General features: G+C 61.1%; 11 protein-coding genes and 2 pseudogenes. 1 reads left to right on the forward strand and 12 read right to left on the reverse strand.

The window, feature by feature from the left end; translation table 11 throughout:
* Positions 1-27: 27 nt before the first annotated feature.
* From B2D37_RS10280 to leuC, 12 genes and pseudogenes are all read right to left on the reverse strand, one after another.
* Positions 28-651 carry an SPOR domain-containing protein gene (locus tag B2D37_RS10280; RefSeq protein WP_079202592.1) on the reverse strand — a complete coding sequence of 208 codons (624 nt, stop codon included), beginning with the start codon at positions 649-651 and terminating at the stop codon, positions 28-30.
* On the reverse strand, positions 635-1,942 hold the full coding sequence (folC, locus tag B2D37_RS10285) for a bifunctional tetrahydrofolate synthase/dihydrofolate synthase (protein WP_079202593.1): 1,308 nt from the start codon (positions 1,940-1,942) through the stop codon (positions 635-637). The genes B2D37_RS10280 and folC overlap by 17 nt, the downstream gene beginning before the upstream one ends.
* Positions 1,939-2,829 carry an acetyl-CoA carboxylase, carboxyltransferase subunit beta gene (gene accD, locus B2D37_RS10290; RefSeq protein WP_079202594.1) on the reverse strand — a complete coding sequence of 297 codons (891 nt, stop codon included), beginning with the start codon at positions 2,827-2,829 and terminating at the stop codon, positions 1,939-1,941. Before accD ends, folC begins: the two co-directional genes overlap by 4 nt.
* 221 nt (positions 2,830-3,050) lie before the next feature.
* Positions 3,051-3,671, reverse strand: coding sequence for a phosphoribosylanthranilate isomerase (locus B2D37_RS10295; protein ID WP_079202595.1), 621 nt, complete (start codon positions 3,669-3,671; stop codon positions 3,051-3,053).
* Positions 3,672-3,716: 45 nt separating this feature from the next.
* Positions 3,717-4,583, reverse strand: a complete 867-nt coding sequence (truA, locus tag B2D37_RS10300; RefSeq protein WP_079202596.1) for a tRNA pseudouridine(38-40) synthase TruA — start codon at positions 4,581-4,583, stop codon at positions 3,717-3,719.
* Between the two features lie 3 nt (positions 4,584-4,586).
* Positions 4,587-7,397, reverse strand: coding sequence for a FimV/HubP family polar landmark protein (locus B2D37_RS10305; protein WP_079202597.1), 2,811 nt, complete (start codon positions 7,395-7,397; stop codon positions 4,587-4,589).
* Positions 7,398-7,551: 154 nt separating this feature from the next.
* Positions 7,552-8,562 (reverse strand): aspartate-semialdehyde dehydrogenase, encoded by a 1,011-nt coding sequence (locus B2D37_RS10310; protein ID WP_079202598.1) that lies wholly within the window; start codon positions 8,560-8,562, stop codon positions 7,552-7,554.
* 162 nt (positions 8,563-8,724) lie between these two features.
* Positions 8,725-9,837 carry an aspartate-semialdehyde dehydrogenase gene (gene asd / locus B2D37_RS10315; protein ID WP_079202599.1) on the reverse strand — a complete coding sequence of 371 codons (1,113 nt, stop codon included), beginning with the start codon at positions 9,835-9,837 and terminating at the stop codon, positions 8,725-8,727.
* 55 nt (positions 9,838-9,892) lie between these two features.
* Positions 9,893-10,975: a 3-isopropylmalate dehydrogenase gene (gene leuB, locus B2D37_RS10320; protein WP_079202600.1), complete on the reverse strand. Its 1,083-nt coding sequence runs from the start codon at positions 10,973-10,975 to the stop codon at positions 9,893-9,895.
* 37 nt (positions 10,976-11,012) lie between these two features.
* Positions 11,013-11,777 (reverse strand): class I SAM-dependent methyltransferase, encoded by a 765-nt coding sequence (locus B2D37_RS10325; protein ID WP_079202601.1) that lies wholly within the window; start codon positions 11,775-11,777, stop codon positions 11,013-11,015.
* Between the two features lie 9 nt (positions 11,778-11,786).
* Positions 11,787-12,431 (reverse strand): 3-isopropylmalate dehydratase small subunit, encoded by a 645-nt coding sequence (gene leuD / locus B2D37_RS10330; RefSeq protein WP_079202602.1) that lies wholly within the window; start codon positions 12,429-12,431, stop codon positions 11,787-11,789.
* A gap of 11 nt (positions 12,432-12,442) precedes the next feature.
* Positions 12,443-13,869 (reverse strand): annotated as a pseudogene (leuC, locus tag B2D37_RS10335) (3-isopropylmalate dehydratase large subunit).
* Between the two features lie 213 nt (positions 13,870-14,082).
* On the opposite strand from leuC, the pseudogene B2D37_RS10340 reads away from it, so the two are divergent.
* Positions 14,083-14,987, forward strand: a pseudogene (locus tag B2D37_RS10340) (LysR family transcriptional regulator).
* Positions 14,988-15,082 lie beyond the last annotated feature (95 nt).

Consider the following 15,082-nt stretch of genomic DNA (forward strand, 5'->3'; position numbering starts at 1 on the left):
CAGCTCGCAGAATATCGCGACAGCCCGCTAACTGCGCTCCGGCTGAAAGCGCACGACAATGCCGCTGAGCTTGTGCTGACGGTTCAACTGCTCACGCAAGCGATTGGCTTCGGTTCGCTCGATCACGGGACCGACAAACACCCGATTCATCCCATCCACATGGCGGACATAGGCGTTGTAACCCTGACTGCGCAGGGTTTTCTGCAGAGTTTCCGCACCCGCGCGACTGGACAGACTGGCCAACTGTACCGACCAACTGACCGGCAAACTGTTGGCATCCAGACGGCTGGCGGGAGCTTGTGCCGGAGCACTGACTGGCGCAGAGGACGCCAGCGCCGGTTCAGGCTCAGGCTCTGGTGCGGGCACGGGCACGGGCACGGGCACGGGCGCCACATCCACAGGGGCCGGGACCTCGGCAATGGGCTCATCCGCCAGCAAATCCTCTGGCAACACCTGAGGCTCCGGCACGATTACGGGCTGCATTTCAATCTGCGGCATGGCCGGCGCCTGCGGCATCGCCGGCGCATCGACCACCACACGCTGCAACTCGTCTTCACGCGACAGCAGCATGGGTACAAAAATCACCGCCAAGGCCACCAACACCAAAGCGCCGACAATGCGCTGCCTCAACCCTTTATCCAGCAAAGCCATCCTGCACCCCCCCCTTGGCATGGCGGGCCAGCCAGTCCAAGGCCTCGGCCACGCAGTAAAAAGACCCGAACAGCAGTATTTCATCCCCTGCCGCCGCCTGCGTACATTGCGCCTGCAACGCCGCCTGCACATCGGCATAGGCGGTGACCTGCGCCCCACGATTGTGTAAATACGCCTGCAACTCGCCAGCCGAACGCGTGCGACTGCTCGGTAGCGGCGCCACGGCCCAATCCACGACTTCATCGAGCAAGGGTGATACCACCCCGGCCAAGTCCTTGTCGGCCAGCAGGCCGAACACCGCAAATCGCCTGCCCGCCAACGGCCTGCCAGACAAGCGCTGCGCCAAATACTCAGCCGCGTGGGGATTATGCCCAACATCCAGCAGCAACGTGAGTGGCTTACCCTGCCAATTCAGCATTCTGCGATCCAGACGACCGGTTACCCGAGTACGCGACAAGGCACTGACGATTTGCTCAGCCTGCCAGGGTAGATCGAGCAACGCATACGCTTGCAAGGCCAGCGCGGCGTTTTCCATCGGCAGGTCGAGCAATGGCAAGCGCTCCAGACGCAAGACCTCGCCCCGACCATTCAAGCCAAACCAGGACCAGCCTGGCCCTTCGATGCTCAGGCCGTAATCGCGGCCGCGCAGAAAAAACGGCGCATCCAACAGCGCCACTTGTGCCAGCAACGTCTGCGGCGGATCGAGATCACCGCACAACGCCGGCTTGCCAGCGCGAAAGATACCGGCCTTCTCGAAGGCAACCGCCTCACGATTATCGCCCAGCCATTCGGCATGATCGATGCCGATACTGGTCACCAAGGCCAGATCGGCGTCAATCAGATTGACCGCATCCAGTCGTCCGCCCAGCCCAACCTCCAGTACCACGGCGTCCAGCGCTGCGCGCTGAAACAGCCAGAAAGCCGCCAGGGTACCCATCTCGAAATAGGTCAGGGAAATCTCGCCGCGCGCGGCTTCGATTGCGGCGAAAGCCTGGCAAAGCTCGGCATCGCTGGCTTCGACACCAGCAATCTGCACACGCTCGTTGTAACGCAACAGGTGAGGTGAGCTGTATACCCCGACCTTGAGACCCTGCTCCTGCAGCAAGGCAGCGAGAAAGGCACAGGTGGAACCCTTGCCATTGGTGCCGGTGACCGTAATCACCCGCGGCGCAGGCCTGGACAAGCCCAAGCGCTGCGCCACAGCCCCGGACCGTTCCAGCCCCATATCGATGGCACTTGGATGCAACTGTTCCAGGTATGCCAGCCAATCGGCCAGGGAGCGTTCGGTCATGCCGTGACCGGCAACGCAGCAGTAACAGGCGCCGGCAGCCCCATCAACTGGGCTAGCAGCCTGGCCAGGCGCGCGCGCAACTCTTCGCGATGAATGATCATGTCGATGGCACCATGCTCGATGAGGAACTCGCTGCGCTGAAAACCAGCCGGGAGCTTTTCTCGCACCGTCTGCTCGATCACCCGCGGACCGGCAAAACCGATCAGCGCTTTGGGTTCGGCGACGATGACATCACCGAGCATGGCCAGGCTGGCGGAAACGCCACCGTAAACTGGATCGGTCAGCACCGAGATAAACGGAACGCCTTCTTCGCGCAAACGCGCCAGCACTGCAGACGTCTTGGCCATTTGCATCAGGGAAATCAGCGCTTCCTGCATGCGCGCACCGCCCGAAGCGGAGAAGCACACGAACGGGCAACGCTGCTCCAGTGCCACATTGGCGGCGCGCACAAAGCGTTCGCCAACGACCGCCCCCATCGAACCGCCCATGAAGGAGAACTCAAAGGCACAGGCCACCACCGGCATGGCTTCAAGAGTGCCGCGCATGGCAATCAGTGCGTCTTTCTCGCCTGTCTGCTTCTGCGCGCCAGTCAGGCGATCCTTGTACTTCTTACTGTCGCGGAATTTCAGGCGATCAACCGGTTCCAGTTCCGCGCCAATCTCTTCGCGGCCCTCGGCATCGAGGAAGATATCCAGGCGCGCACGCGCATTGATGCGCATGTGGTGATTGCACTTGGGGCAGACATCCAGAGTCTTCTCCAGCTCGGGCTTGTACAACACCGCATCGCACGACGGGCATTTGTGCCAGAGGCCTTCGGGCACCGAACTCTTCTTGACTTCGGACCGCATGATCGATGGGATCAGTTTGTCTACCAACCAGTTGCTCATGCTCTTGATTCTCCAAAACAGTGGGCTCGAACAGGCGTCTGGCACAGGGCCTTACCGGCACATCCAAGCAAATTCACGAAGGCAGTCTCAATAGGGGCCGGCATCTGCAAGCGCAACACCCGCCACCTTGATCTCGACTGCCAAAGGCGGTCATTACAGTACCTGCAACAGGGTTATGGACGGCCAAGCCTGCAGCGTCGTCACATCGCATGAGCATCGGCTCAGGCACTCCTGACTGCACGTACGAACGCATGAATCTTGTCGTGATCCTTCACACCCTTGCTCGCCTCGACGCCGCCGCTGACATCCACCGCATAGGGCTGCACCTGCTCGATAGCGGCGTGTACATTCCCGGGCGTCAAGCCTCCCGCCAAGATAATCGGCATATGCAAGCCGCGAGGCACCAATGACCAGTCGAACGCCTCGCCGGTACCGCCCGGAACGCCCGGCACAAAAGTATCCAGCAAAACACCCGCCGCAGAGCCATACAGGCCAATCTGCGCAGCAATATCGACGCCCGGCTTGACCCGCAACGCCTTGATATAGGGACGCCGAAAGCCCTCGCAGGCGGCCGGAGTTTCATCGCCATGGAACTGCAACAGATCCAGCGGCACGGCATCGAGAATAGCGTTCAACTCGCCGCGAGGGCTATCGACAAACAGGCCCACCGTGGTCACGAACGGCGGCAACGCAGCGAGGATTGCCTGCGCCTGCTGCACGGTTACGGCTCGCGGACTCTTGGCATAAAAAACCAGGCCAATGGCGTCGGCACCGGCCTCAACAGCAGCCAATGCGTCTTCTACGCGGGTAATTCCACAGATCTTGCAGCGAACGACTGACAACGGGCGAATACCTCCAGCAAAGAACCGATGGTAGCAAAGGAATGCCTAGGCGTCTGCCGCCACATCCAGCAGCCCCGCGAGGAAATGCGGCCCGAGATAACGCGTGGGCAAGTCGAACTCCTGCGGGTAGTCAACTTGCACCAGGTACAACCCGTGAGGATGTGCGGTCACCCCGCCAGTGCGCCGCACTCCGGTCTCCAGCACCGCACGCGCCCACTCCACCGGCTGCTCGCCAGCGCCGACGGTCATCAATACCCCGGCAATGTTACGCACCATGTGATGCAGGAACGCATTGGCTCGGATATCCAGCACGATAAAGCGACCATGCTCGATCAACTTCAGGTGGTGCACCGTCTTGATCGGCGACTTGGCCTGGCACTGGCGAGCGCGGAAGGCACTGAAATCGTGGGTCCCGACAAAGGCATTCGCCGCTTCGCGCATGCGCTCAATATCCAGTGGCCGATGATTCCAGGTTACTTCCTCGGCCATGTGCGCCGGGCGAACCTGATCGGTGTAGATCACGTAGCGATAACGCCTGGCCTTGGCACAGAAGCGCGCATCGAAATGCGCCGGCATCAGTTTGGCCCACACCACACTGATATCGGTCGGCAGATTCCTGTTGGCACCCATGACCCAGGCGAGCATGGAACGCTCGACCGGCGTATCGAAGTGCACCACCTGCGCACTAGCATGCACCAGCGCATCAGTGCGCCCGGCACAACTCAAGGTGACCGGGGCGCCACCAGCGACTTTCGACAAGGCTTTTTCCAGGGAGGCCTGGATTGTCGGCACGCCGGCACGCTGACGCTGAAAGCCACAGTAACGCGAGCCTTTATATTCGACGCCGAGGGCGACTCTGTAAATGCCAACGGCAGCCGAGTCGGCTGCCGTTGCGGGTAATGCATCAGACATGTATCAAACCAAGTTAGTGACCAGCTCACGCGCTTCCTGCTGCTGATCATCGTTACCTTCGGCGATCACTTCATCGAGGATGTCACGCGCACCCTCGGTATCGCCCATATCGATGTAGGCGCGCGCCAGGTCGAGCTTGGTCGCCGTTTCATCGGTGCCCGAGAGGAAATCGAAATCATCATCGCCATCCAGATCCATTCCTTGCAGCGCAGCGACAGGTGCAGGCTGAGTCAAGTCGGCGGGCTGATCCAGACTCTCCGAGAACTGATCCAGCTCCGCGGTCACTTCATCGAGCTGGGCAGCGAAACTATCGCTGTTGGGCTGAACCGGAGCGTCAGTGCTTAGCGACAGATCGAAATCGTCGGACAGATCGAAATCGTCACCCTCGGATTCGCTCGGCAGGTCGAGACTCAACCCGGCCAGCTCATCAGCAGCTGGCTCGGCAGTCAGCTCGTCGTCCAGGCTCAACAGAAACTCATCGTCTTCGGCCTCGGCTGCTGCCGGCTTGCTCTCGGCATCCAACTCCAGACTGAAATCCGCCAGCTCCCCCTCCAACTCCACGCTATCGGCGGACTCATCGTCAAGGCTCAGATCGAATTCCAGGTCATCGTCTTTATCCGCCTGCGACTCGGCCGGGGCAGTCAAATCCAGATCACTAGCCAATGACAGGCTGTCCCAGTCGGTCAGTAAAGCATCGGTGCCAGGAGCATGCAGCTCACGCTCAAGATCGGCTTCAAGGTCGGATTCGAGATCATCCAGACTCAGATCGAAGGCATCATCCAGGTCATCTACCGCTGCGGCCGGCCGATCAGGCTCATCCAGGCTCAGATCATCCAGACTGAAGCTGGAAAAATCATCATCGGCCAAGGCGCTGGCAGCCACACCAGCGCCGGCAATAACGGCTATTGCCGGATACTTGCCTTTCAATTGATCGACCTCGGCGGCGGCACCGCCTATTTCGCGCAATTCGCTTTCCTGGCGGGCGAAACCATCGCGATCACCCAGCTCGGCATAAACCTCCATCAACTTGAGACGCAGGTCACTGCGTTGCGGCTCATCGTTGATGGCATTTTGCAGCAACTCGGCGGCCTGATTGAAGCGACCATAGGCGATATAGATGTCTGCCTCGCCCAACGCATCGTTGGTCTGCGCAATCACACGCTCATCGCCTGGTTCAGCGCTGTCGGCGCTGTCGGCGCTGTCGAGAAGGTCATCGGGGAAGCTGTCGGCCGGCAGCTCCATATCGCTATCAAAATCATTGCCACGGCTCTCGGCGGCCAGACTTTCTTGCAACTCGGCTTCTTTCAATGCGTTGCGGCGCGACAACATCATCAACCCGATCAGCAGCAAGAGCGAAGCGCCACCAGCGGCAATCCCGAGAAGCATAGGATTGGCAAGCAGATCATCGAGAGCGCTGAGTTGTGGCGGCTGTTCAACAGGTTTGGCCGGAGCCACTGGCGCAGCAGCTTTTACCACCGGAGCTGGCGCCGCCTCGGCGACGGGCGCCGCGGCAGGCTCAACGGCTACAGCAGGCTGAGCGTCCGGCTGCTGGGGCTCAGCAGCTGGCGCCGCGGGTTCCTCGCTGTAGTTAAAGTCGGGAGCTTCGGCTGCAGCAGGGGCAACCGGCGCAGCTGCAGGTACTGCCGCCAAGGCCGGGGCTTCCAAGGCAGGAGCCTGCCCTTGCGCGGCTAGATCCGCCTGCAGCTTGGCCAACTGATCATCTTTCAGTTGAATCAAACGCTGCAATTTTTCGAGCTGACCTTGCAGGTCACTCATGCGCCCTTTCAGCTCTTCGTTCTCGCGGCGAGTGGAATCCAGGCCTTCCTGGGTCACCGCCAATTTGTCGCTCAGTGCCTTGCTGTCGGCAGCACCTGCGTCACTGCCACTGGCGGCCTTGCCGCTATCGGCGGAAAGCAGCTTCAGGCTGTCCTGAGTTTTGGCCTCGGCCGGTGCGGCACCAGCGACACTGCGCCTGGTCGCATCCAACTGGCGGGCGCTGGCAGCGACGCTGCGCCCCTCGCGCCAGGCCGCATTCTGCTCAGCAACCTGGGCCACGGCTTCGGTCTGGGCACGGCTTTTGATCTGCTGCTCTTCGGGTAGACGCAACACCTGGCCTTTCTTGAGGCGATTGATATTGCCACCGATAAAGGCATCAGGATTCAGATCCTGAATGGCCAGCATGGTTTGATGCACGCTGCCGCCACCGCGCACACGCTGGGCAATTTCCCACAGAGTGTCATTGGCGGTGGTCTTGTATTCACTGCCTTGCAGGGCACTTGGCGCGGCGACTGGCGCACGCGCTACCGGAGCACTGGCTGGCGGGGCGGAACGCTGAATGGGAGCGGCTAGCGGGCGTGGTGCTGGAGCAGCTACTGGCAGCTGTGGCGCAGCGGCGGCAGCGGTTTGCGGCGAGTAAAGAGGTGGATCGAGCAGCAACGTGTATTCGCGCAACAGGCGGCCATTGGGCCACAGCACCTCGACCAGGAAATTCAGGTAAGGCTCACGTACCGGCTTGCTTGAGGTCACGCGAATGACGCTCTTGCCATTCGGCTTGAGTACCGGAGTGAACTTGAGGTCAGTCAGAAAGTACTGGCGATCGACCCCAGCCCTGGTGAACTCTTCAGGGGACGCCAGATTCGGCAGCAACTCGCTGGACGCCAGATCGCGCACCTCCAGCAATTCGATCTCAGCCACCAATGGCTGATTCAGCGCCGACTGCAGGGTCACTTCACCCAGCCCCAGCGCGTGCGCCATACCGGAGGACAGTGCCGAAGCAGCTGCGATTGCCAGCACCAGTTTGCGAACCCGAACCATAGCGTTATCCCTTGTTTTATCTTTTTTCTCGATATCCGAGAGGGTCTTGAGAGCTGCTGCCTGCATCCACCCGAAGGTGGCTCCCCATTCAGCAACCAACTCAGCCAATGTTGCTAAGCTCGAAAGTTTATTCAGATTTCTAGCTAAGTATCTTTTACAGATAGTGTTTTATCAACAACTCAGCCAATTGCACAGCGTTCAAGGCGGCGCCTTTCCTCACATTATCAGACGCAATCCACAAATTGAGCTCAGCTGGGTCATCCTGCCCACCACGAACGCGGCCTACATACAGCACATCCTGACCGACTGCATCGCCTACAGCCGTCGGATAATCGCCTGGCTCGACGTACTCCAGGGCGGCACATGCCTGCAAAGCCGTACAAATCGCCGGCAGATCGACAGCAGCATCTGCCTGCAGCGACACACTGAGGCTGTCGCCAAAGAACACCGGCGCCTGAATACACGTTGCCGAGACTTTTAGCTGTGGCCGAGCAAACAACTCTTTGAGCTCAGTGGCCAAGCGCTTTTCCAAAGCACCATGGCCGTCGCTATCCGGCGCATCCACTTGAGCCAGCAGATTAAATGCAACTTGCCGGTCGAACAACTGTGGCTCGAATGAGCGACCGTTAAGCAGCTCAGCGGTTTGCCGCGCCAACTCGGACACCCCTTCACGGCCACGACTGGAAACAGCCAGACAAGCGGTGACCGCCACACGCAGCACATCGATCTGCTCGCGCAGAGCGGCCAGCACCACTGCCACGGCAATCGCCGAGGGACTCGGGCTGGTCAATTGATAGGGGGCGCTGAGGGTTTTCAAGACCTGCGGGTTTACTTCAGGCACAACGCGAGGCGCTTGCTCGGACGGCAACGCGGCGGCCAGATCGATCAGCGTACAACCGGCCGCATGCGCCTTGGGCGCATAGCTGCGGGTAATCGCCTCACTGGCGGCAAAGAAAACCAGGCCGACGCTGGAGAAATCGAAGGCCTCCAGGGTTCGCACCCGCAGATTCTTGCCTTTGAAAGACAGAGAACGCCCGGCCGACTCGCCGCTGGCCAGCAGGTGCAGATTGGCCACGGGGAAATCGCGCTCTTCGAGCAGTTGCACGAGGGTTTCGCCAACACTACCGGTGGCACCGATCACGGCAATATCAAAGGTACGGGTCATGGACAGGCTTCTGACTAGTTAAGCACCGCACTGTATAGCGCAGCCCCACAAATGCAAAGGAGCCAGCTACGCCGATGATCGCTCAATACCTCGATCATCGACTCAGCTGGCTCCTATTCATTACAACTGAGCATGCTCAGGCAAAACTCACTACAGACGTTATCAACGCTCCAGCAGAATCCGCAACATGCGGCGCAGCGGCTCAGCGGCGCCCCACAGCAGCTGGTCGCCTACCGTGAAGGCGCCCAGGTACTGCGAGCCCATGTTCAGCTTGCGCAGACGCCCGACCGGTACACTCAGGGTGCCGGTAACGGCAGTTGGCCCAAGCTCACGGATACTGGCTTCACGCTGATTCGGCACCACTTTGACCCAAGGGTTGTGCTGACTGATCAGACCCTCGATGTCGGACAGCGGCACGTCCTTGTTCAGCTTGATGGTCAACGCCTGGCTGTGGCAGCGCATGGCGCCGATGCGCACACAGAGGCCGTCCACTGGAATCGGGTTCTTGAAGCGACCGAGAATCTTGTTGGTCTCCGCCTGGGCCTTCCACTCTTCACGGCTCTGGCCGTTCGGCAGCTCCTTGTCGATGTAAGGAATCAGGCTACCGGCCAGCGGCACACCGAAGTTATCCACCGGGAAGGACTCGCCGCGCATGGCCTCGGCCACCTTGCGGTCGATATCCAGGATGGCGCTGGCCGGATCGGCCAGTTCATCGGCGACCGAGCCGTGGATCGCGCCCATCTGTTTGATCAGCTCACGCATGTTCTGCGCGCCGGCACCGCTCGCGGCCTGATAGGTCATGGCGCTCATCCACTCGACCAGACCGGCTTCATAGAGGCCGCCCAAGGCCATCAGCATCAGACTGACGGTGCAGTTGCCGCCGATGTAGTTCTTGGCCCCGGCATCCAGCTGCTGATCGATCACCTTGCGGTTGACCGGATCCAGCACGATCACCGCGTCATCGGCCATGCGCAGTGAGGATGCGGCATCGATCCAGTAGCCCTGCCAACCGGCTTCACGCAGTTTGGGGAAGACTTCACTGGTGTAGTCGCCACCCTGACAGGTGAGGATCACGTCCAGGCTCTTCAACTCCTCGATGCTGTAGGCATCCTTCAGCGAGGCGATGTCCTTGCCGATGGCCGGACCCTGGCCACCCACATTGGAGGTGGTGAAGAATACCGGCTCGATCAAGTCGAAATCCTGCTCTTCCAGCATGCGCTGCATCAGCACGGAGCCGACCATGCCACGCCAACCGATCAGACCTACACGTTTCATAACCACTACACCTATATGAACAGACCGCCGGAAACTCTCCGGAGAGCCTAGAAGATTACAGACTACGCAACGCCTCGACTACCGCATCACCCATGGCCGCAGTGCCGACCTTGGTCGTACCTACGGAATGGATGTCGCCAGTGCGCAGGCCTTGATCCAGCACCTTGCTGACGGCCTGCTCGATGGCATCGGCGGCCTGGTTCTGGCTGAAGCTGTAGCGCAACATCATGGAGACCGAGAGGATGGTCGCCAGGGGATTGGCGATACCCTGCCCGGCAATGTCCGGCGCCGAACCATGGCACGGCTCGTACATGCCCTTGTTGTAGGCATCCAGCGAGGCAGACGGCAGCATGCCGATAGAACCGGTGAGCATGGAAGCCTCATCCGACAGAATGTCGCCGAACATGTTGTCGGTGACCATCACATCGAACTGCTTGGGCGCGCGCACCAGCTGCATCGCCGCATTATCGACGTACATGTGGCTGAGTTCGACATCCGGGTAATCCTTGGCCACTTCCTCGACCACGGTGCGCCACAGCTGGCTGGAGGCCAGTACGTTGGCCTTGTCCACCGAGCACAGCTTGCTGCCGCGCACACGGGCCATGTCGAAGCCGACCTGGGCAATCCGGCGGATCTCGCTCTCGCTGTACGGCAGGGTGTCGAACGCCATGCGCTCGCCATTCTCCAGCACGCGGGATTCACGCGGGCTGCCGAAGTAGATGCCGCCAGTCAGCTCACGCACGATCAGGATGTTCAGACCGGCGACCACTTCAGGCTTCAGCGACGAAGCATCGGCCAACTGCGGATAGAGGATGGCCGGACGCAGGTTGGCGAACAGACCCAGTTGCGAACGGATCTTCAGCAGGCCGCGCTCGGGACGCAGGGCCGGATCGATGGCATCCCACTGGGGCCCACCCACCGCGCCGAGCAGGATCGCATCGGCGGCGCGGGCGCGCGCCAGGGTCTCATCGGCCAAGGGCACGCCGTATTGCTCATAGGCGGCGCCGCCCATCTGGTCGAACGACAGCTCCAAGCCCAGGTCGAACTTGTCGTTGGCCAGCTGCAGCACCTTGACCGCCTCGGCCATGATTTCCGGGCCGATACCGTCGCCGGGTAGAATCAAAATCTGTTTGCTCATGCAATCCTCTCGTTAGGCGCCAATGCGCCAGCAATTCTCAGCGCTCGGCCCACAACACCACGACATCGGTGCTGAAGGAACCGTCAGCGGCCACTTCAAAATATTCGCGCACTTCAGCGCCTACCGACTTCTGCAAGGCCAGGATCGCCTCGCGGAAAACCTCGGGTGTACGCATGCGCTCGACCCAGGAGGCGAACTCCAGGCGCAGGCGCTGGCGAACATGGCTGCGTGGATACAGGCCCGCCTCGCTCACCTGCTGCAGCCATTCGGCGGCGGAGTAATCGCGCACATGACTGGTATCGCGCAGCACCTCGACGGCCTGCAGATAGGTGTCCAGCAACGGCCTTCCAGGAGACGTCACATCGATGAAACACGCCACACCGCCGGGCTTCAAGACCCGCCGCACTTCGCGCAGGGCGAGCCCAAGATCACTCCAGTGATGCGCCGAGTAACGGCTGAAGACGAAATCGAAACTGCCATCGGCAAAGGGCAGGTGTTCGGCCGCCCCGCGTTCGCTGCGCACATTGTCCAGGCCACGTTGCGCAGCGGCACTGGCCACCACAGCGAGCATCTGCTCGGAAAGGTCGTAGGCCACCACCTCGGCGACCAGCGGCGCGACGTGGAAGCTCACATGCCCGGCGCCACAGCCAAGATCGAGCACGCGCGCATCGCCATGCCCGTCAAGTTCGGCCTGGAGCAAGGCGAACTCGACGCCTTGGGCATGCACCGTGCTGCTCAGGTAGGCGCTGGCCTGCTCGCCGAACTGGCGCTGTACCACTTGCACATGGAGCTTGTCGCTCATCACAACCTCTCAGGCGTCGCGGAACAGCCAGGGCTGGTTCTGCCGATAACCGACCTCGAACGAGCGGATCGCCTCGGCGTCCTGCAGGGTCAGGCCGATATCGTCCAGACCGTTGAACAGGCAATGCTTGCGGAAGGCGTCGACGTCGAAGCGGTACTGCTTGCCATCCGGACGAGTCACCGTTTGCGCGCCCAGGTCGACAGTCAGTTGGTAGCCTTCGCAGGCTTCGCTCTGCTGAAACAGCTCATCGACATCGCACTCGTCGAGAATGATCGGCAGCAAGCCGTTCTTGAAGCTGTTGTTGTAGAAGATATCGGCAAAGCTCGGCGCGATGATCGCGCGAAAACCGTATTCTTCCAGCGCCCAGGGGGCGTGTTCGCGACTCGAGCCGCAACCGAAGTTCTCCCGCGCCAGCAGCACGCTGGCGCCCTGGTAACGCGGAAAATTCAGCACGAAATCCGGGTTCAGCGGGCGCTTGGAGCTGTCCTGATTGGGCTGACCGATATCCAAGTAGCGCCACTCATCGAACAGGTTGGGGCCGAAGCCGCTGCGCTTGATCGACTTCAAGAACTGCTTGGGAATGATCTGATCGGTGTCGACGTTGGCGCGTTCGAGTGGCGCAACCAAGCCTGTGTGTTGAGTAAAAGCTCTCATATTCGGACTCCTCAGGCCTGGATCAATTCACGCACATCGATAAAGTGGCCGGTCACCGCCGCCGCCGCCGCCATGGCCGGGCTGACCAGGTGGGTACGTCCACCGGCGCCCTGACGACCTTCGAAGTTGCGGTTGGAGGTGGACGCGCAATGCTCGCCACTGCCGAGTTTGTCCGGGTTCATCGCCAGGCACATGGAGCAGCCTGGCTCGCGCCATTCGAAGCCAGCCGCGATAAAGACCTGATCCAGACCCTCTTGCTCAGCCTGGGCTTTGACCAGGCCGGAGCCTGGCACCACCATCGCCTGCTTGATGGTCGCGGCAACCTTGCGCCCCTTGGCCACGGCGGCGGCGGCGCGCAGGTCTTCGATACGCGAGTTGGTGCAGGAGCCGATGAATACCCGATCGAGTTGAATATCGGTAATCGCCTGATTGGCACTCAGACCCATGTACTTGAGGGCACGGACGATGGAGTCGCGCTTGACCGGATCGGCCTCGACCGCCGGGTCCGGCACGCGCTGGTCAACGGCCAGGACCATTTCCGGCGAAGTTCCCCAACTGACTTGCGGCTTGATGTCCTCGGCACGCAACTCGACGATTTTATCGAAATGCGCATCGGCGTCGGACACCAGGTCTTGCCATTCGGCGACCGCCTTGTCCCAATCCGCCCCTTGGGTGCGAACGGGCGACCGTCGACATAGGCGATGGTCTTCTCATCCACCGCGACCATTCCAACGCGCGCGCCCGCCTCGATCGACATGTTGCAGATGGTCATGCGTCCTTCCAGCGACAGCTCACGGATCGCACTGCCGGCGAACTCCAGGGCATGGCCGTTACCGCCGGCGGTGCCAATCTTGCCGATCACCGCGAGGACGATGTCCTTGGCGGTCACGCCGAAGGGCAACTGCCCCTCCACGCGGACCTGCATGTTCTTCATCTTCTTCGCCACCAGGCACTGGGTCGCCAGTACATGCTCGACCTCGGAGGTGCCGATGCCGTGGGCCAAAGCGCCGAAGGCGCCGTGGGTCGAGGTGTGCGAGTCGCCGCAGACCACGGTCATGCCCGGCAAGGTCGCGCCCTGCTCCGGGCCGACCACATGGACGATGCCCTGACGCACGTCGTTCATCTTGAACTCGAGGATGCCGAACTCGTCGCAGTTCTCGTCGAGGGTCTGCACCTGAATGCGCGAGACTTCATCGGCGATGGACTCCAGACCGCCCTGGCGCTCGGCCTTGGTGGTCGGCACATTGTGATCCGGGGTGGCGATGTTGGCGTCAATGCGCCACGGCTTGCGCCCAGCCAGACGCAGCCCTTCGAAGGCCTGCGGCGAGGTCACTTCGTGGAGGATATGGCGGTCGATGTAGATCAGCGACGAACCATCGTCACGGCGCTTCACCTCATGCATTTCCCAGAGCTTGTCGTAGAGCGTTTTGCCGGCCATCAGCGATTCCCTCATCAGCGTGTTTCTATTCAAGGACGAATAGCCCTGTATTTATAGGGCGATCCTATGGCTTTGGATTGAATTACTCAAATTCATATTTTTCATCCAAAGGATTCCTATCAGGAATAGCAATAGGCTATAAACCTCAGGCTGCAAGCGCGGGCTCACAGCGCGGCCCTTGCAGCGTAAGGCCTACCGTCTGGAGCTTTTGCCATGGAACTCGCCACCCTCAATGCCTTTATCGCCATCGCCGAGCTTGGCAGCTTCTCCGAGGCCGCCGAACGCCTGTACCTGACCCAGCCGGCCGTGAGCAAACGCATCGCCAGCCTGGAGCAGCAATTGAATGTGCGCCTGTTCGACCGCCTGGGTCGCGAGGTCAGTCTGACCGAGGCCGGCCGCGCCCTGTTACCACGCGCCTACCAGATTCTCAATGTGCTGGACGATACCCGCCGCGCCCTGAACAACCTCAGCGGCGAGGTCAGCGGCCGGCTGACGTTGGCCACCAGCCATCACATCGGCCTGCATCGCCTGCCGCCATTGCTGCGCGCCTTCACCCGCGCGCACCCGCAGGTGGCGCTGGACATCCAGTTTCTCGACTCCGAAGTGGCCTACGAAGAAGTCCTCCACGGGCGCGCCGAGCTGGCGGTGATCACCCTGGCCCGGAAACCCGCGAGCCGGTGCATGCGGTAGCGGTATGGGACGACCCGCTGGATTTCGTTGCGGCGCCCGAACACCCGCTGGCACGCAGTGGCGTAATCAGCCTGGCCGACGTAGCCCGCCACCCGGCAGTATTTCCGGGCGGCAATACCTTTACCCACCACATCGTGCGGCGCCTGTTCGAAGCCCAGGAGTTGACGCCGAATATCGCCATGAGCACCAACTACCTGGAGACTATCAAGATGATGGTCTCCATCGGCCTGGCCTGGAGCGTCTTGCCGCGCACCATGCTCGACGAACAGGTCGCCCGTCTGCCGCTGCCCGGCATCCAGCTGTCGCGACAGCTCGGCTATATCTCGCACACCGAGCGCACCCTATCGAATGCCGCACGGGCTTTTATGCAGTTGCTCGATGCCCAGCGCGACAAGTTTGCACTGGCGCCTGCGCAAAGGCTAACGTGAGGCGTATAACAATTATAAAGGGCCCTTTTATATGACCCTGCACCGCTGTCATCTCACGCCCCAGCACAGCTCACCCCATAACCAAAAGGCTGCCA

The sequence above is a fragment of the Pseudomonas sp. CC6-YY-74 genome (assembly GCF_002025205.1).
In the GTDB taxonomy this organism is placed as follows: domain Bacteria; phylum Pseudomonadota; class Gammaproteobacteria; order Pseudomonadales; family Pseudomonadaceae; genus Aquipseudomonas; species Aquipseudomonas paeninsulae.

Excerpts from the sequence above, each read along its gene's own strand:
- B2D37_RS10280 (WP_079202592.1), bottom strand. The coding sequence starts at position 651 with ATGGCTTTGCTGGATAAAGGGTTGAGGCAGCGCATTGTCGGCGCTTTG.
- folC (WP_079202593.1), bottom strand. The coding sequence starts at position 1,942 with ATGACCGAACGCTCCCTGGCCGATTGGCTGGCATACCTGGAACAGTTG.
- accD (WP_079202594.1), bottom strand. The coding sequence starts at position 2,829 with ATGAGCAACTGGTTGGTAGACAAACTGATCCCATCGATCATGCGGTCC.
- truA (WP_079202596.1), bottom strand. The coding sequence starts at position 4,583 with ATGTCTGATGCATTACCCGCAACGGCAGCCGACTCGGCTGCCGTTGGC.
- B2D37_RS10305 (WP_079202597.1), bottom strand. The coding sequence starts at position 7,397 with ATGGTTCGGGTTCGCAAACTGGTGCTGGCAATCGCAGCTGCTTCGGCA.
- B2D37_RS10310 (WP_079202598.1), bottom strand. The coding sequence starts at position 8,562 with ATGACCCGTACCTTTGATATTGCCGTGATCGGTGCCACCGGTAGTGTT.
- asd (WP_079202599.1), bottom strand. The coding sequence starts at position 9,837 with ATGAAACGTGTAGGTCTGATCGGTTGGCGTGGCATGGTCGGCTCCGTG.
- leuB (WP_079202600.1), bottom strand. The coding sequence starts at position 10,975 with ATGAGCAAACAGATTTTGATTCTACCCGGCGACGGTATCGGCCCGGAA.
- B2D37_RS10325 (WP_079202601.1), bottom strand. The coding sequence starts at position 11,777 with ATGAGCGACAAGCTCCATGTGCAAGTGGTACAGCGCCAGTTCGGCGAG.
- leuD (WP_079202602.1), bottom strand. The coding sequence starts at position 12,431 with ATGAGAGCTTTTACTCAACACACAGGCTTGGTTGCGCCACTCGAACGC.